The organism is Streptomyces xingningensis (assembly GCF_054957865.1).
Map to the genome: position 1 here is coordinate 34779 of NZ_JBDJPF010000004.1, position 16596 is coordinate 51374.

A 16596-nucleotide genomic window follows, 5' to 3' on the forward strand; every position below is an offset into this window, starting at 1 on the left:
CCACCGAGGAGAACCGATGAACTACCGGATAGCCCCTAGACGGGTGTCGTTCGACTGGCGGCGGACCCCGCTGCACTGGATACCGGACGAGCCCACCGCCACCCATGTCATCAACGTCCTGCATCTGCTGCTGCCCGCCGGGGAGCGGTGGTTCGTCAAGGTCTTCAAGGAGGCCCTGCCGCTGGTGCGGGACCCCGAACTGCTCAAGGACGTCAAGGGCTTCATGGGCCAGGAGGCCACGCACAGCGTGCAGCACTCCTATGTGCTGGACCACCTCGCCGAGCAGAAGCTGGACACCACCGTCTACACCCGGCATGTCGACTTCATCTTCGATGTGCTGCTGGGCGAGAAGCCGCCGTTCGGGATGCCGGTCCCGGCCCGGGAGTGGCTGCGCTTCCGGCTGGCAGTGATCGCCGCGACCGAGCAGTTCACCGCGGTGCTGGGTGACTGGGTGCTGCGTGCCGAGGGGCTCGACCGGGCCGAGCCCGACCCGGTGATGCTGGATCTGCTGCGCTGGCACGGCGCCGAGGAGGTCGAACACCGGGCGGTGGCCTTCGACATGTACCAGCACTGCGGCGGGGACGACCCGGGGCGCCATGCCCGCCGGGTGCTGAGCATGGTGATCACGGCTCCGGCGCTGGCGTATCTGTGGCGGTACGGCACCTCCTATCTGATCCGGCACGATCCACGGCTGGCCGGGCGGCTGCGCTATACGCTGCGCGCCCACAACAGGGCCGTCGCCAAGGGGCTGTTGCCCACCTGGCAGGAGCTGGGCGCGGCCATCCCCCGCTTCCTGCGCCGCGACTACCACCCTTCGCAGGAGGGGTCGCTGCGCGCCGCCGTCGCCTATCTGGCGGCCTCGCCCGCCGCCCGGGCCGCCACGGGCGGAAGCCGTGCGGCGGCCTCATGACGGTGGCCGAGTACCGGATCGAGGACCTCGCCCGCCACAGCGGTGCCACCGTCCGCACGATCCGCGCCTATCAGGACCGGGGGCTGCTGCCGAAGCCGGAGCGACGGGGCCGGGCCAACGTCTACCAGGACACCCATCTGGCACGGCTCCGGCAGATCGCCGGCCTGCTCGACCGCGGCTACACCCTGGCCAGCATCAAGGAGTTGCTGGAGGCCTGGGACGCGGGCCGCGGGCTCGGCGGGGTCCTCGGGCTGGTCGCCGAGGTGGATGGGCCGTGGACCGATGAGCAGGCCGGCCGGATCACCCGGGAGGAGCTGACGGAGCGGTTCGGCGGCATCCCGGACGGGACGGCCGTCGGAGAAGCCCTCGAACTCGGCGTCCTGGAGCGGCTGCCGGGCTCGCCGGACGAATTCCTGGTGCCCAGCCCGCAGTTGCTGGCCGTCGCCGTCGAACTGCACACGGCCGGGGTGCCGCTGCCGGCCATCTCCGGCCATCTGCGGGAGCTGCGCGCCCGGGTCGAGCACATCGCCGGCCGCTTCCTGGACTTCACCACCGAGCATGTCTTCCGCCCCTATCTCGATCACCCGCCCACCGACGAGGAGGCCGCGGAGGCCGCCTCGCTGGTGCGGAAGCTGCGCCCGCTCGCCCAGCGGACCATGGACGCCGAACTCGGCCGCGCCATGCGGATGCTGGCCACCCGCCAGCTCCGCGACCACCTCGGCGGAGGCGGCGCCCTTGTCGCCCCGGAGTCCGTGTCCGCGGGGGCGGGGGCGGCGAGCGGCCAGGCCGAAGGCGCCGCCGACGCAGGTCCCGATACCGATGCCGGTGCCGCTTCCGCGTCGGTGCCGCACATCCGGCTGCCCCTGGAGACCGTCCGGGCCGTCGCCGCGCTGGTCGGCCCCGAACACGCCGAGGAGTTCATCGCCGCGGCCGCCGAGCGGGAGGTCCGGGCCCGCACCATGGACGCCCTCGCCGCGCGCCGGCAGCAGTCGGCTGCCCCATTGCCGTGGAAGCCGTAGGGCATGCGCTGCGGCGAGCAATACAGCAGGAAGACTACCGGCTGAGCGGCACGGCACGGATCACAGCCCGGGCGCGCCCCAGATCGGGAACCAGCGGCTCAGATCGGACTCGATCTGCAGATCGTTGCCCAGCAGCGCCCGTACCTGGATCTCCAGCTCGTTGTCCCGCTTGTCTCCCCCGCCCGCCCTCTACGGGGCTTATTCGGCGCCGTGGTGATGCCTTTGATGCTCCACGAGCGACTGCCCTACCTTCGTAGCCGCCTCCGGGTTTCCCCGGATTGCCGCAGCCATCTTCGCGGCAGCCAGCATGGTGCACGACCGACAACGCACTGTGTTTGGCGGCAAGTTCGACGCTTCGGCTCGGTCGTCCGCAGGTGTCATCCGTGAGCCTCCCGAAGGTGCCTGCCCATGAGTACGATGCAGTCACTCGCCTTACTCTGGTCACCCTGCTTGATCGCTGCGGTGTGTTCAACCTTGATCCGGACGCACTCCGCGCAACGCTCATTCTCAGCGGCCACTAAAGCCCCCAGACAAGGGCAGCGAGCGCCCGACCCGGCGCCCGGTGCTCCGTGCGCCGACCTGCGAGCAGCGGGGGCACCCACAGGCCGGGAAGGCTCCGCTCTCGCTGCTCGCGGCCTCTTTGGTCACTGACACGTGTACCGGCGGCGCCCAGGTACGCCCACTGTTCCGAGACACACGCAGCGTCATCTTCGTCACGTTGTTCATGCGTTGATCGTCACGCTGACCATTGGGACGGGGGAACTTCGTACGTTTCCCACTTCAGGACGTCCCACGCCAGGTAGAACGTCCCTGGGAACGTCCCGGCATTGGGGAAGGCAGCGATCATGCCGAACGAGCGCTTACGGACCGCTATGGCCTCCGGAGGGTGGACCTACGCTGACCTGGCCAAAGCCACGCACGTTGACCCCAAGTCCGTTGAACGTTGGGTCAATCTTGGACGGACGCCACGGCGGGCAACAGCGCTCAAAGCCGCTGAGATGCTGGGGGAAGATCTTCACGCGCTCTGGCCTGCGCTCCGGCAAGCACGGTCCGCGCGAGCGGTAAGCCCTGAACTCGTCGCGCTGTACGACCAGCGGGCCGATCTCCCCGTGTCGGTCTTCGTGCAACTCCTCGCGCAGGCACGACGACGGATCGACGTGCTGGTGTATGCGGCCGTCTTCCTGCATGAGGCGTACCCCCGTCTGAACGATCTGCTGAGAGAGCGTGCCGCCGAAGGGTGCACGGTTCGGATCACGGTGGGCGACGCGGGCAGCGTCAATGTCCAACAGCGTGGTCAGGAAGAGAAGTTCGGTCACGGGATTGAGTCCCGCTGTCACCTCGCCCTCATGCACTACCGGTCGCTTCTCGGCGTCCCAGAGGTCGAGCTGCGCACGCATGGGACGACCTCTACAACAGCCTGTACCGTGCCGACGACCAGATGTTGGTGAACGCTCACGTATGGGGCGTCAACGCCTACCGAGCGCCCGTGTGGCACCTACGACGCAGCAACGACGGCGGCATATTCGACACCTACGCGGAGAGCCTCAATGCCGTATGGGAAACGGCGCGACCAGTGGAGAGGTGAGCACATGGCACGGACCGAGTACTACGACGATCCGAATGCCCCCAAGCCCAACAGCTTGGTTGTGGCAGCCTCGGCCGTCGTCACTGACGACAAGGGGCGCATCCTGCTTCAACGGCGGCGGGACAACGGCCTATGGGCATTGCCGGGCGGGGCGATGGACATGGCGGACTCACTGCCCGGCACGGCCATACGAGAGGTTAAGGAAGAGACGGGGCTCAATGTCGAGATCACGGGGCTCGTCGGCACGTACACCGATCCCCGGCACATCATCGCGTACAGCGACGGAGAGGTACGCCGACAGTTCAACGTATGCTTCACGGCCCGGGTCGTCGGCGGCACGCTGGCCATCTCGGACGAGAGCACAGAACTCCGCTTCGTAGCGGCCGGAGAGATCGACTCACTCCCCATGCACCACACCCAGCGGCTGCGCCTCCGGCACTTCCTGGAGCACCGCCCCGTGCCCTACCTGGGATAACGGTGCCGGAAAGATCGCTTGTCTCGGTATACAGCCCGTGCGGTCACAACCCGGGCGCGCCCCACACCGGGAACCACCGGCTCAGGTCGGACTCAATCCTCAGGTCGTCCTTGAGCAGCGCAGCCACCTGCGGCCTCGTCGGGCGCTGATCCCCCGATTCCGCCCTGGTCGGCAAGTTCAGAGCACCATGTGACCGATGGAAGGAGACAGCGGATGCGTAACTTGCAGGTCGTCATTGCTGCTGACGGCGGGCACGGCGGAGGTGGAGGAGACGGGGGCGACGGGCACCCGGGCACCCCTTGGACACCGCCGCAGGAGCCCCCGTCTCCTGACGGTGACACTCCGCCCGGCGATGGGACGCACCGCAAGTGATGTTCAACTCCGCGCAGGTGGGCCGCCCCCGCCGGAAGGAGCTGGGGCGGTTCCTCCTCGAGACGCACTCGATGACTTCGGACTGGGTTCCTACGTTCACGGCCGTGGACAGGGCCGCCTTCCTGCCGGATGTGATGTGGCCGTTCGACATGAACGCCGGCACAAGCGTCGCGGTGAACCGGAGCGCCGATCCCGACGCGTGGTATTCGGCAGCTGACAGCAACATCCCCATCGTGACCCAGTGGGACGACGGTCACCATTCCGGTACCGAGCCCGGACGGGTGGCCACCAGCTCTTCGTCCATGCCTTCGGTCGTGTACGCGATGCTTCAGACCCTGGCCCTGGAGGAGAGTATGCGCGTACTCGATGTCGGGACGGGTACGGGCGAGACGGCCGGAGCGCTGTTCCACCGTTGCCGACACGGGCACGTCACCACTGTTGAGGTAGACCGCTCCGTTTCACGACAGGCCCGCGAACGCCTCTGCGCCGCCGGACTGTACCCGGAGGTGGTCGCGGGCGACGGGTTCGAGGGCTACGCCGATGCCGCGCCATATGACCGCATCCTGGCCACCGTCGGTCTCCGGGAAATCCCCGGCGCGTGGATTGAACAGACCCGTCGCGGTGGCCTCATCGTCGCGCCGTGGGGCACGCACTACTCCAACGCGGATGCTGTGGCGCGCCTGGTCGTGAGGGACGGAGTAGCGTCCGGGTACTTCGCGCGTCCCGTGGAGTTCATGAAGATGCGTGCCCAGCGGCTGACTCCGATTGAGCACGGTGCGTACGTCCCGGCGGAAGGGATGGACAGTGCCGATACGTCCACCACGGCTGTTACGGAAGCGGAGTTCGTCACCGGTCGGTACACCGCTGTCCCGTTCGCTCTCGGGCTCCGCGTACGGGACTGCGCCCAGGCCGTTGCCGACAAGCGCGACGGCGCGCGACCGGTGTGGTTCTACGGGCTGAACGACCGTTCCTGGGCATGCGTGATGTTCCACGAGGGCGAGAAGGACGCGCGCGTCTGGCAGTCGGGGCCGCGTCGGCTGTGGAACGAAGTGGAGACGGCCTTCCGGTGGTGGGTCAGCCGTGGCGCGCCGGACCACACCCGGTTCGGTCTCACCGTCACCCCGGAGGGGCAACGGGTATGGCTGGACGATCCGGCGGAATCCTGGGCCGTGTGACCTCTGCGCCTTGAGTGGCCTCGTCGCTTCGGGGCGTCACCACCCGGGTTGTGGGGGTGAAAGGTTCCGCTACGGCCGTTGCAGGGGCAGCGGTTGAAGCGTGGGCCATCGGGTGAGCATGCCGTGCCGCATGACCGCGGCGAGTTGGCCCAGGCCCTTGAGCTCATAGCTGTCTGCGGTCATCCGGCTGACGATTCCGAGACGGTGAACGAGTCGCTGCCGGGCCGTTGCCGTGCCCCACTTCCAGTCCCGATTCGGGATCTTGGCAAAATGGTCGGTGGTTCGGCGGTAGGCCCGCTGGACCAGCGCGTCGCCTTGCAACAGCCAGCCGGCGCATGCATCGGTGAGATCGCCTTGGATCTCGGCGCCTGTCGCGTTGCGCCATGTCGCGCGGTACGCGGTCTCTGCTGCGTGCAGCAGGGGCGGAGCCGGGGCGGTGACGCACCAGCAGGTCGGGAAGCCGATGCGCAAGTAGGCAAGCTCCACGGGCCCGTTGCCCAGCGCGGCCTGTTCGAAGTCGATGAACCGGACGCCACTGCTCGTGTGCATGTCGTTGCCGGGGCAGGGGTCGCCGTGCAGCAGGGCATGGCCCGGTGCGCCGAGCAGGCGGTTCACAAGGCCGTCCAGCTCGGTCCGTACGCGGGACGACACCGCGATGCCGAGCGTCCTGGCGAGCCCGAGGAAGGAGTCGACATCGTCTTGGGTCGGGCCGGACCAGGCGGGGAGTATGCCTGCGTCGTCGGCGCCGGTGGCTGCGTGGAGTCGGGCCAGCGCCGAGGCGTAGTCGACCACCCAGTCCTCGCGGGGCTGCTGGTGATCCAAGTGCTCAAGGACCAGGACCCGTTCCCCCGGATCGGTGCCGAGGAGCATCGGCACCACCGGCGGATCGACCCGGGCCGCGAGCTTCAGCGCGGCCACCTCGCGCGCATACCTTTCGGCGGCTCCCGGCCCGTCGATCAGTTGCTTGACCACCACTGGTCCGCCGGGCAGCTCGGCCCGCCACACCCGTGACCGCGGGCTGCTGCGCAGTCGGCGGCGCCGACGAGGCGCGCCGAGCTCGGCCCGCAGCTTCTCCCCGAATGGCGGTCCTGACCACATGGCTTCATCCTTGCATGGGTGTGGACACTGCTGACTGTGAAGCGAGTTGGCCCGGGTGAGCACTTGAAGTGACCGCAGGGGAGCGGACACCCCCTTCAGCGAGGTCGGACCGTCTCGCGGGTGCACTTGGTGCAGACGTACCGGGAGCGGAGTACGAGCCGCATGGCTTGCGGGTCCTGGTGTACGGGGCAGAGCCAGGACAGCTCAGAGTCCTCCGGTAGGTCGTGCTTGAGGAACTGCCGCAGCGTGGCGCGCACGCCGTCACCAGCCGGGGGATTGCCACTTGTCATCTCCGTTGGTGTCCTCGTCGCTGCTGGTGTCCTGGGGCGGGTCGGCGGGCTGGATCGTCTCGTTGGCGCCCGTGCCCGTTGACTTCCCCTGTGCCCCATAGCGGGCGCGCTCACTGGTCCCACTCGCTGATGACAGGCTCTGGCCATGCCTCCGCCTGAGCCACGAGGTCGTCGGGCAGAACGCTTACGAATGCCGCGCGCGCTTCCTCGAGGTTCGCGACGCCGGCCGCGCGCCCCCCATCCTTCGTGGCGTGCAGCTCGCCGACGGTCAGGTTGTGCGGCGGCTCGCCCACCTCGGCCACCCACTTGTCGGCGTGGGCGGGCCACACCCGCACGTGCGTGAGACGCGACGGCTCGGGAAGGTCCTTGATCCCGCGGGCAGCCGCTTCCCGGATCACTTCGTCGATGGTCACTGCGCCCTGCTCCTCTTCATGTCGGAAAGCACTGAATCCAGCCGGGCGGACTTCACGACCTGCGCCAGGCCGAGCGCGGTGCCCGCGTAGTGATCTGCTTCGTCCCGGGCCCGCTGCCGGTACAACACCGTGGCCAGCCTCCCGGCCGCGATCGCCTTCGCCCGCGCCCGGTTCGAGGTCTGCGAGTCCACCGCTCGGCGCAGCCGGGCGACCAGCTCAACGGGAACCTTCCCCGTCGCCTGCGACAGCATGAACAACGCGTCGCCGATGTCACCATGGAGCTTGTGTTCGGTGAGGTACCAGAACTGCTGCGGGTCGTCGTGGAGGTCAGTCACGCGGCTGTAGATCGTTTCGGCGAGGCTGATGTTCTTCATCACCTGCCGCTCGTCACCGGTCAAGGCGTACGCCTGCGCCCGGAGCGCCGCGAGCATGGAGAGCGCGGAGGTCGGCACCTTGTCCTCGCCGATTTCGAGGAGCGCGAGCGTGGCCGCCCCCTGGTGGGCCGCGAGCTCGACACGGGCCAGGCCGGAGGCGACGTGGCAGACCATCGCCGGGTCGCCGCTTTCCGTCGCCGCCCGGAGGGCGAGATCGAACACTCGACGCGCCTGCGCCTCGCTGCCGGCGTCGAAGTGAGTCCACCCCGCGAGGTCACCGAGGTTGCCGATGGTCGAGCACAGACCAGCGCGCACGGTGGGCGTCGTGGACGCGTCCGTCATGTCGATGGCGTGGCGTAGCTCCGACATCACCAGGTGCCGGGTGTGGACCCCGCCGGTACGGCGGTCCCATTCCTGAAGGGCGAGGGTCCGTTCCCCCAGCGCGGTCAGGTCGCCCTTCCTGAGCCTGGCCGGGGCCTCGGGGAAGATCCCCGCCAGCGGTAGTGAAAGGAACGTTCGTCGCTGCGACTTCCCCACCTCCTTCTGCGTGCGGTCGCGCCTGGTCCGCTTCGAGTAGAGGCCGAGCTGCGCATCGGTGGTCACGCCATAGACCGTGCGCAAGCCGTACCGGTAGTCCTTGTTGGGCCAGGTGACCTCGCCTCGTTCTAAGCGGCTGATCCAGTTGCCGTCAACGCCTGGCCGTCTGCCGGTTGCCGCCTCGACGGCATCGCATACGTGTTCCGCTGCCTGGCTTTGTGTCCATTCCCGGTTCTGCCTGAGCCGCGCAATGACCTGATTCTCCACGGATTACCCCAATATGCGCCGGGCGATTGGGAGTTGAGGCGAAGAGCCTAGTGAACTGCCTAGTGAAACGGCTACCAGAACGCCGTGGACCCAGCCTTGGCTCTGGCCGATGCTCAGTGGTCACGCACCGCTTCCCCCGGCGCGACACCCCTGACGAGAGGGAGCCTGATTCGTGATCTCCCACGCTACTCCCCAGAAGCGCGACGCCACGTACGACCACCGGGCACAGCAGGTTGCTCTGCCCATCCGGGTGCACCACCGCAATGGCACCGCCGAGGAGACGATCCTGGTCATCACCCCCGACGAACTGCACGTGTACGCCATCCAGTTCGAGCGGATGATCGACCAGCGCAGAGCGGCGCTGACATAGCGGCCTCCGAGCATGCCGCCACCCCGGTGATCGCTTCGACCGTCGGACCGCAGACGCCGACGGCTGGAGCTCCAGATCTCCTCGTCCCTCTCGCGGATGAGTACCGGAAGCCGCAGAAGGTGTCGAGGTCGGCCGCGAGGATGCCATGAGCGCCATCGTGGCCCGTTCACGGCAATTCCCTATCCGTCACGTTCGGAAGGACAACAGACCATGCCGTCCCACTTCACCGAGACGAAGAGCGACCCGTTCGCTCTCGACGTGCAGATCGTCACCACCATGAGCGGTGGCAACGGCTCCGACGACGACTGCGACACCAGCGACGGGTGCCCTCCCACCTGCCAGTCCTCGTGCAACAGCATCGCCTGAGCCAACGGCGGTGACCACAGGGACCGGGGGTCCATCCCCCCGGTCCCACCGGCTTGTCCCTGGCGGTTCGAACGACCGGAGGAAGACGATGGGTACTCCAGACCGGACTCCGCTCTACACCAGCAGCGGCGCAGCGCTCTTACGGGCCGCCGCGACGTCCGTGAGCGACTGCCTTGACCACTGGCCCGACCTCACGGACGTGCCCGGGTGCCGTACATGGCTGGCACGAACGTGGGCCAGGCCCGGCTTCGCCGAGGCCATGCGGCAGGCGAGCCCCGACCTTGCCGAAAGCCTGGACCGCCTCGATGCGCTGCGGCCCCGGCAGGTGCTCCGGGCCACGGTGAGTGCCGCCCGGTACCTCCTGCGCTCCACCGGCCGTCCGACCCCCTTCGGCCTGTTCGCCGGGGTGTGCCCTGTGACAGTCGGCGAGACGCCCCGGGTGCGCTGGGGAACCCGGCACCGGGCGCTCGTCCGCGCTGATACCGAGTGGCTGGCCGACGTGATCGACCGGCTGGAGGACGACCCCGTTCTCCTGGACCGCCTCGACGTGGTGTTCACCAACCTCGCCGCCCGACGTGGTGGACGCCTTGAGGCCCCACGCGGTACGGACAAGGTGAGCGTCCGGTTGAGCGACGCCGTGCGCGCCGTCCGCGACGCCGCCGCGTTACCCGTCGGCTTCGACGTCTTGGCCAGCAAGCTGGCCGGCCTCTTCCCCGACGCATCCGAGGACACCATCCGCGGCATGCTCGGGGAACTTGTCCGGCAAGGCTTCCTGATCACCTCCCTGCGGGCGCCGCTCACGGTCACCGATCCTCTCGGCCACCTGCTCGCCACGCTGGACGAGGTGGCCGCCGACGACCTCGTCTCCGTCGCCCCGCTGCTGCGGGACCTCGAGTCCGTCCGCGACGCCGTACGCGAGCACAACCGGAACGCCGACCCCGAGGCGCAGGTTCGTCTTCGCGACAAGGTCTCCCACCGTATGAGGCCGATCTCCAGCGCCGGGCGCACGCCGCTCGCCGTGGACCTGCGCCTCGACTGCGAGGTGCGGATACCCACACAGGTCGTGCGCGAGATGGAGCACGCCGCGGGCGCTCTGCTGCGGCTGACCCGACAGCCCTCTGGCCATGCCGTCTGGCGTGCCTTTCACGCGGCCTTCATCGACCGGTACGGCACCGGCGCGCTGGTGCTGGTCACCGAGGTCATCGACCCGGATTCCGGAATCGGGTTCCCGGCCGGATACCCCGGCAGCGTGCTGGCCGCACCGTTGGAGGGAACGGCCGAGCGGGACGGACGGCTTCTTGCTCTGGCGTGGCAGGCCCTCGCCGACGGCAGCCGCGAGGTCGATATCACCGAAGACACCATCAAGGCTCTGGTCGACGAGGTGCCCACGGGGAACGTCCCGCCGCACGTCGAGGTGTCCGTTCGTCTCCACGCCGCCGACGAGCACGCCCTTGAGCGGGGCGACTACACCCTGACCCTGGCGCCGGCCCGGTCCGCCGGGACGCTCACCTCCCGGTTCACCCCACTCGCCGGAGGCTTCGGCCTCGAAGACGTGTACAAGGCGGTGCCGGTCGCCACCGCCGAGGCCATCCCCGCGCAGTTGTCGTTCCCCTCCGTCAACCACCACGCCGAGAACGTCTGCCGCATCCCGGCGTACCTGCCGCACGTCCTGTCTCTGGGGGAACACCGCACCCCGGACGACAGGACCGTCATCCCGGTCGACGACCTGGCGATCACAGCGACCCGTGACCGCCTCCACCTCGTCAGCCTTTCCCGACGCCGGATCGTCGAGCCTCAGCTCTTCCACGCGCTGGCGCCGGAGCGGCAACCCCTCATGGCGCGGTTCCTCGCCCATCTCACCCGGGGCTTCGCCGCCGTGTGGCACGAGTTCGACTGGGGCACCGAGGCGCGTCATCTGCCTTACCTGCCACGGGTCCGCTACGAGCGCTGCGTCCTGGCGCCCGCACGGTGGCGCCTGACCCGTGACGACCTCCCCGACCGGAGTGCCGACCTCGACACGTGGCGGTGCGCCCTGGACGAGTGGCGGCGCCGCTGGACGGTCCCCGAGGTGACAGAGCTACGGGACGCCGACCGTACGCTCCGTCTCCGGCTCGACGTACCGGTGCACGCGGCGATCCTCCGTACGCACCTCAAGCGGCACGCCGAAGCGGTTCTCACCGAGGCGCCCGCCGCCAACGCCCTCGGCTGGCTGGACGGACACGCCCACGAAATCGCCCTCCCCCTGGTCACGACGCGCCCGACGACGCCTTCCCCGCGCACCGGCACGCAGGCGGTCGTGGTCAACAGCACGCACGGGCACGTGCCGAGCGGGCCGACCGCCGCATGGCTGTACGCGAAGATCTTCACGCACCCCGAGCGGATCGACGAGCTCATCGCCGTGCACCTGCCCCAGTTGCTGGAACCACTCGGCGATGACGTGCCGTACTGGTTCGTCCGCTACCGCAGCCACAACGAGACCGATCACCTGCGGCTGCGTATCAACGCCCCCGATCCGCACTCCTCCGGGACCTACGCGATCGCGCTCGGGGCTTGGGCCCAGCACCTGCGCACCGAGGGCGTCACCGGCCGACTGACGCTCGACACGTACCACCCGGAGGTGGGCCGCTACGGCCCCACGGCGTCGGCCATGCGGTGTGCCGAGGCCGTGTTCGTAGCCGACTCGGCAGCCGTCGGTGCGACCCTGCGATCCCTCCCGGAGAGCCTGATCGATCCCCTCGCGCTGGCGGTGGTCGGCATGGTGGACATAGCCCGCGGGTTCCTGGGGGAGGACCGAGCGATGCGGTGGCTGGACGCCCGGTTGGTGAAGTCACCTGTTCCAGCGCCGGACCGGAAGATCATCGATCAAGCCGTCCGCTGGGCCCACCGAACCGACCTGCGAGACGTGCCGGACAACGTCGGCGAGGCGTGGCGGGCCCGGGCCACAGCCCTCGCCATCTACCACGATCAACTGCCCGACGGCGCTGACCCCGACTCGGTCCTGGAGTCGCTTCTGCACATGCACCACAACCGGGCCCTCGGCATCGACCTGAACCGCGAACATCTCTGCCGGTACTTGGCCCGGAAGGCTGCTCACGCCTGGATCGCCCAGCGGAACGACGAGAAGGGCGAGCGTTGACACCGCCCCGAGACGATCCCGCGCCGGGCTGGGGGCAGTCACTGTCCACCGGAGTCCCCGGGATCGTGCTGCTCCACATCACCCATGCGCACGCGGGCACCGGCCAGTGGGACACCGTGCACCAGTGGGCAGCGGCGATGACCCGGACACCCGTGACGGCGCACCCAGACGCCTGCGGCCTCTACCGAGGCGCACCCGCCGTCGCCTACGCCCTCCATTCAGCCAACCACCCGGCCTACGCGTCCGCGCTGGCAGCCCTGGACGACCACATAACCGCCCTCGTCCGTCACCGCCTCGACGCGGCGCACGATCGCGCTGCGCGGGGGCTTCTTCCTCGGCTCCGGGAGTACGACCTCATCCATGGGCTGACCGGCCTGGCGGCGTACCTCCTGTACCGCTTCGGCGGCGGCGCCCTGCTCCGTGAGGTTCTGGCTTACCTCGTCCGCTTGGTCGAGCCGGTGCGGATGCGGGGGCAGACGCTCCCGGGGTGGTGGACCAGCGACGGGCCTCGGGGCAGGCCGTCGGCGGACTGGCCGGACGGGCACGGCAACCTCGGCATGGCCCATGGCATCGCTGGCCCCCTCGCTCTCCTCGCGACGGCCATGCGCCATGGCGTCACCGTCCACGGCCAGGCCGACGCCATCGTCACCATCTGCGGCGTGTTCGACGCTTGGCGCGGCGGCGACGGAGCAGGAGCATGGTGGCCGGGCATCATCACCCTGCCCGAGTGGCAGACCCACACCAGCCGGCAGCAGGGGCCGCAGCGGCCGACATGGTGCTACGGCGTCCCGGGCATCACGCGGGCCCAACAGATTGCCGCGCTCGCCCTCGGCGACCCGCGCCGCCGGGAAGCCGCCGAAGCCTCCCTTTTGGAGTGCGTCACCGACACCGAGCAGTTGTCCCTCCTGGTGGACGCCGGGCTGTGCCACGGTTTGGCCGGGCTCATCCAGACAACCTGGCGGGCGGCCACCGACGGCGGCAACGACGACCTCACCGCCCACATCCCGGGCCTGCTCGACCGCATGAACCGCGTCATCGCCCGAGGGCGTAACCGGATGCCGGACGGACTGTTGGAGGGCACGGCAGGCACCGGTCTCGTCCAGCACGTCATCGCACGAGACGAGCCGCCTGTCTCCCGATGGGACGCATGCCTACTGATCAGCGGATGACATCACCCACGATCCCGCACCTGATGCATCACCACGACAAGGAGCCCGTTGAACACGAACACCCCCACCGCGACGCCCGAGGCCCTGCGCGCCGACATGGTCGATCGCATCATCAAGGCCGGCAGCGCCCGCACCCAGAGCACCGAGGCTGCGATGCGGACGGTCCCGCGCCATCGCTTCCTCCCCGACGCCACCCTTGAGGCCGCCTACGCCGACCAAGCCGTCATCACCAAACGGGACAGCACCGGTACCCCTCTCAGCTGCGCATCCCTCCCCCAGCTCGTCGGCACGATGCTCGACCAGCTCGACGTCCACAAGGGCATGAACATCCTGGAAATCGGCGCCGGTACCGGCTACAACGCCGCCCTCATCTCCCACATCACCGGCCCCGACGGACAGGTGACCACCGTGGACATCGACCCCGAGGTCACCACCGGCGCCCGGACGGGGCTGGACGCCACCGGCTACGAGCGCGTGAACGTGGCGACGCGGGACGGAGCGCTCGGCGACGCCGAGCACGCCCCGTATGAGCGCATCATCGCCACCGTCGGAGCTTGGGACCTTCCGCCCGCGTGGTGGGAGCAACTGGCCCCGGACGGCCGCATGGTGATCCCGCTGCGCTGGCGCGGGCAGACCCGCAGCATCGCGTTCGCACGGGACGGTGAGCGACTTGTCTCCGAGTCGGTGGAGCTATGCGGCTTCGTGCCCATGATCGGCCACGAGGGAGAGCGCACCATCCACATCCACCCCGAAGTGATCGTGTACTCGGACATCGACCAGAACATCCACGCCGACAACCTCATCGGCATCCTCGACCAGCCCGCGACGACCACGTGGTCCGGGGTCACGGTCGGCGTCGGCGAGTCCTTCGACGGGGTATGGCTGCGCCTGGCCGCCGCCGAACCCGGCACCTGCCGCATCGCCGCTTCCAAGGCCACCGTCGAGACCGGCCTGTGCACGCCCGCCGTCCCCTCCCGGAGCCCGGCCCTGGCAGAGGGCGACTCCCTCGCGTACTTCACCCAGCGGCGGCTCGACGGCCCCCGGTGGGAACTGGGCGCCGTCAGCCACGGACCGAGCGGGGCCGAATTCGCCGACCGGCTGTCGGCCCAGATCACGGTGTGGGACAAGGAGCGCTCGGCGGTACCGACGATCACCGCAGTACAGGCGTCCTCTGCCACCACAGCACTGCCTGGCCTCGCGATCCGCAAGCACGACTGCGCCCTGTACATGACCTTCTGACGGTGGTCACCCTGCTCCGAGCGGGGGCGGCCGCCAAGGCCGCCTCCGAGGTTCGGCACCCGTCCACTCAGGCACGCTTAGGCATCTGCATCACTCCGTACCGGCAAGGGCGCGGTAGAGCGTCGCCCGGCTCCCTGCGGCTACAGCCCGGGCGCCCCCCAGACCGGGAACCAGCGGCTCAGATCCGGCTCGATCCTCAGGTCGTCCTTGAGCAGTGCAGCCACCTGTAGCTCTGGCGCATTGTCACGTTTCTGCTGGCCAGGCAGCATACAAAGCGGATAGAACGTGCCGCGCTTGTAGAGATACACCAGCGCCAGCGAGCGCCGTCCGGCATCCCGGAAGCCCATCAGCGAGCAGAGCAGCTGGGGCCCGAACCCACCGTCCTGGAGCAGGGTGTTGACCGCATGCAGATCGTTGACCAGGGCCGCCGTGTCCTCCGGCGGGCGCCGGGCGAGCAGCCAGGTGTAGCCATAGGGGTCCCGGCTGAACTCCACCGGCACCCCGCCGTGCTCGGCGCCCTGCCGCGAATCCGCGTCCAGCAGCGCCCTGACGTCCTGCTGCAGGGTGTCGAAGGCGCCGCCCTCCACACTGGCGAAGCACACCGACCCCATCCCGGTCGGGCCGAACCCGGCCCCCGCCTGCAGGGTGATGGCGGCGGACGGCAGGGCGAAGAGCTGATCGAGGTCCGGGCGGACGGGCTTGGTCCGCCCCAGGATGATGTCCAGGAAACCCACGGCCGAAGACTCCTTACACCCGGTGTCAGGGCCGGCCCAGCTGGACGGAGATCCGGCCGAGCTGGTCCAGGCGCTGCTCCAGCGTCGGATGCGAGGAGAGCAGCCTGCCCATGCTGTCCTTGGAGAACGCGGGCGCGAAGTAGAAGGCGTTGAACGGCTCGGCCTGCCGCAGATCACGGGTGGGGATGCGCGCCATCTGACCGGTGACCTTGGTGAGCGCGGACGCCAGCGCCGAAGGCCGCCCGGTCAGCAGGGCGGCCGCCCGGTCGGCGGACAGCTCGCGATACCGCGACAGCATCCGGGTCAGCAGAAAGCTGATGGCATAGACCACGGCGCTGACCAGCGGAATCAGCACCATCAAGATCGCCGTGTTGCTGTCCCGCCCGCCGACCCTGCGGAAGCCGCCCCACAGCCCGACGCGGGTGATGATCCCCGCCAGCACGCCCAGGAACGAGGCGATGGTCATCACGGCCACGTCCCGGTGCGCCACATGCGAGAGCTCATGCGCCAGCACGCCTTCCAGCTCCTCCGGCTCCAGCCTGCGCAACAGCCCGGTCGTCGCGCACACCAGGGAATTGCGCTGGTTGCGCCCGGTGGCGAAGGCATTCGGCACATCGGTGTCGGCGACCGCCACCCGCGGCTTGGGCATGTCCGCGAGCGCACACAGCCGGTCCACCGCCCCGTGCAGCTCCGGCGCCTCCTGCGGGGTGACCTCACGGGCACCCATGCCGAAGGCCGCGATGCGGTCGCTGAACCAGAACTGGGCGATGAACATGCCGCCCGCGAGCAGCAGGACGATCGGCCAGGCCCCCCGCAACAGCACCACCAGCACGCCCACGAAGACCACATAGAGCAGTCCGATGAAGAACATGGTGGTCACCATGCGGGTGGTCAACCCCCGGTCCGGGGTGAATCGGGTGTCGTGCATGGGACACCTCCAGGGTCCGGGCACCCTACCCCCGTAGATGCCTCTGCCCCGATTCTCCCTCGCCACCCGCCCTGCGCGCGGTAAAGGGCGGGGTAAAGAACGGTTCCGCAAGCGGTTACGCCCAGGGCCCGGCACCCGG

At 69.2% G+C, this 16596-nt stretch carries 14 protein-coding genes and 3 pseudogenes; 10 read left to right on the plus strand and 7 right to left on the minus strand.

Annotated elements, in window-relative coordinates; all coding sequences use genetic code 11:
- Positions 1 to 16 precede the first annotated feature (16 nt).
- Positions 17 to 910 carry a metal-dependent hydrolase gene (locus ABCR83_RS03300; RefSeq protein WP_462693146.1) on the plus strand — a complete coding sequence of 298 codons (894 nt, stop codon included), beginning with the start codon at positions 17 to 19 and terminating at the stop codon, positions 908 to 910.
- Positions 907 to 1929: a MerR family transcriptional regulator gene (locus tag ABCR83_RS03305; RefSeq protein WP_462693148.1), complete on the plus strand. Its 1023-nt coding sequence runs from the start codon at positions 907 to 909 to the stop codon at positions 1927 to 1929. The genes ABCR83_RS03300 and ABCR83_RS03305 overlap by 4 nt, the downstream gene beginning before the upstream one ends.
- A 60-nt stretch (positions 1930 to 1989) precedes the next feature.
- Here ABCR83_RS03305 and pspAB (ABCR83_RS03310) read toward each other — a convergent pair.
- Positions 1990 to 2112, minus strand: a pseudogene (pspAB, locus tag ABCR83_RS03310) (PspA-associated protein PspAB); the annotation flags it as partial.
- Positions 2113 to 2774: 662 nt separating this feature from the next.
- On the opposite strand from pspAB (ABCR83_RS03310), the pseudogene ABCR83_RS03315 reads away from it, so the two are divergent.
- A pseudogene (locus ABCR83_RS03315) lies at positions 2775 to 3514 on the plus strand (helix-turn-helix domain-containing protein).
- A 4-nt stretch (positions 3515 to 3518) separates the two neighbouring features.
- Positions 3519 to 3989 carry an NUDIX domain-containing protein gene (locus tag ABCR83_RS03320; protein WP_462693150.1) on the plus strand — a complete coding sequence of 157 codons (471 nt, stop codon included), beginning with the start codon at positions 3519 to 3521 and terminating at the stop codon, positions 3987 to 3989.
- A gap of 43 nt (positions 3990 to 4032) precedes the next feature.
- On the opposite strand, the pseudogene pspAB (ABCR83_RS03325) reads toward ABCR83_RS03320, so the two are convergent.
- A pseudogene (gene pspAB / locus ABCR83_RS03325) lies at positions 4033 to 4119 on the minus strand (PspA-associated protein PspAB); the annotation flags it as partial.
- 241 nt (positions 4120 to 4360) lie between these two features.
- Here pspAB (ABCR83_RS03325) and ABCR83_RS03330 point away from each other — a divergent pair.
- Positions 4361 to 5536: a protein-L-isoaspartate O-methyltransferase family protein gene (locus ABCR83_RS03330; protein WP_462693367.1), complete on the plus strand. Its 1176-nt coding sequence runs from the start codon at positions 4361 to 4363 to the stop codon at positions 5534 to 5536.
- A 69-nt stretch (positions 5537 to 5605) separates the two neighbouring features.
- Here the strand turns inward: ABCR83_RS03330 and ABCR83_RS03335 are convergent, their stop codons facing one another.
- The 3 genes from ABCR83_RS03335 to ABCR83_RS03345 all read right to left on the minus strand — a co-directional run bounded on the left by ABCR83_RS03335 (position 5606) and on the right by ABCR83_RS03345 (position 8515).
- Positions 5606 to 6634, minus strand: coding sequence for an aminoglycoside phosphotransferase family protein (locus ABCR83_RS03335; RefSeq protein ID WP_462693152.1), 1029 nt, complete (start codon positions 6632 to 6634; stop codon positions 5606 to 5608).
- Between the two features lie 400 nt (positions 6635 to 7034).
- Positions 7035 to 7337 (minus strand): hypothetical protein, encoded by a 303-nt coding sequence (locus ABCR83_RS03340; protein ID WP_462693154.1) that lies wholly within the window; start codon positions 7335 to 7337, stop codon positions 7035 to 7037.
- Positions 7334 to 8515, minus strand: coding sequence for a helix-turn-helix domain-containing protein (locus ABCR83_RS03345; RefSeq protein WP_462693156.1), 1182 nt, complete (start codon positions 8513 to 8515; stop codon positions 7334 to 7336). The genes ABCR83_RS03340 and ABCR83_RS03345 overlap by 4 nt, the downstream gene beginning before the upstream one ends.
- Before the next feature lie 172 nt (positions 8516 to 8687).
- Here ABCR83_RS03345 and ABCR83_RS03350 point away from each other — a divergent pair, with 172 nt between their 5' ends.
- From ABCR83_RS03350 to fxlM, 5 genes are all read left to right on the plus strand, one after another.
- Positions 8688 to 8885, plus strand: coding sequence for a hypothetical protein (locus tag ABCR83_RS03350; protein ID WP_462693158.1), 198 nt, complete (start codon positions 8688 to 8690; stop codon positions 8883 to 8885).
- Between the two features lie 210 nt (positions 8886 to 9095).
- Positions 9096 to 9251 (plus strand): FxLD family lanthipeptide, encoded by a 156-nt coding sequence (gene fxlA, locus ABCR83_RS03355; protein ID WP_462693160.1) that lies wholly within the window; start codon positions 9096 to 9098, stop codon positions 9249 to 9251.
- A gap of 88 nt (positions 9252 to 9339) precedes the next feature.
- Positions 9340 to 12387 (plus strand): lantibiotic dehydratase, encoded by a 3048-nt coding sequence (locus ABCR83_RS03360; RefSeq protein WP_462693162.1) that lies wholly within the window; start codon positions 9340 to 9342, stop codon positions 12385 to 12387.
- Positions 12384 to 13556, plus strand: coding sequence for a lanthionine synthetase C family protein (locus tag ABCR83_RS03365; RefSeq protein ID WP_462693164.1), 1173 nt, complete (start codon positions 12384 to 12386; stop codon positions 13554 to 13556). Before ABCR83_RS03360 ends, ABCR83_RS03365 begins: the two co-directional genes overlap by 4 nt.
- Positions 13557 to 13604: 48 nt before the next feature.
- The gene (gene fxlM, locus ABCR83_RS03370) at positions 13605 to 14795 is read left to right on the plus strand and encodes a methyltransferase, FxLD system (protein WP_462693166.1); all 1191 of its coding nucleotides are present in this window, start codon (positions 13605 to 13607) and stop codon (positions 14793 to 14795) included.
- A 140-nt stretch (positions 14796 to 14935) separates the two neighbouring features.
- Here fxlM and pspAB (ABCR83_RS03375) read toward each other — a convergent pair whose 3' ends face one another.
- Together pspAB (ABCR83_RS03375) and htpX are read right to left on the minus strand one after the other, a co-directional pair.
- Complete coding sequence (gene pspAB, locus ABCR83_RS03375; protein ID WP_462693168.1) at positions 14936 to 15529, minus strand: PspA-associated protein PspAB; 594 nt, start codon at positions 15527 to 15529, stop codon at positions 14936 to 14938.
- Between the two features lie 25 nt (positions 15530 to 15554).
- On the minus strand, positions 15555 to 16457 hold the full coding sequence (htpX, locus tag ABCR83_RS03380) for a zinc metalloprotease HtpX (protein WP_462693170.1): 903 nt from the start codon (positions 16455 to 16457) through the stop codon (positions 15555 to 15557).
- Between the last annotated feature and the right edge of the window lie 139 nt (positions 16458 to 16596).

Coding starts and splice junctions, on each gene's coding strand:
- ABCR83_RS03300 (WP_462693146.1), top strand. CDS start 17: ATGAACTACCGGATAGCCCCTAGACGGGTGTCGTTCGACTGGCGGCGG.
- ABCR83_RS03305 (WP_462693148.1), top strand. CDS start 907: ATGACGGTGGCCGAGTACCGGATCGAGGACCTCGCCCGCCACAGCGGT.
- ABCR83_RS03320 (WP_462693150.1), top strand. CDS start 3,519: ATGGCACGGACCGAGTACTACGACGATCCGAATGCCCCCAAGCCCAAC.
- ABCR83_RS03330 (WP_462693367.1), top strand. CDS start 4,361: ATGTTCAACTCCGCGCAGGTGGGCCGCCCCCGCCGGAAGGAGCTGGGG.
- ABCR83_RS03335 (WP_462693152.1), bottom strand. CDS start 6,634: ATGTGGTCAGGACCGCCATTCGGGGAGAAGCTGCGGGCCGAGCTCGGC.
- fxlA (WP_462693160.1), top strand. CDS start 9,096: ATGCCGTCCCACTTCACCGAGACGAAGAGCGACCCGTTCGCTCTCGAC.
- ABCR83_RS03360 (WP_462693162.1), top strand. CDS start 9,340: ATGGGTACTCCAGACCGGACTCCGCTCTACACCAGCAGCGGCGCAGCG.
- htpX (WP_462693170.1), bottom strand. CDS start 16,457: ATGCACGACACCCGATTCACCCCGGACCGGGGGTTGACCACCCGCATG.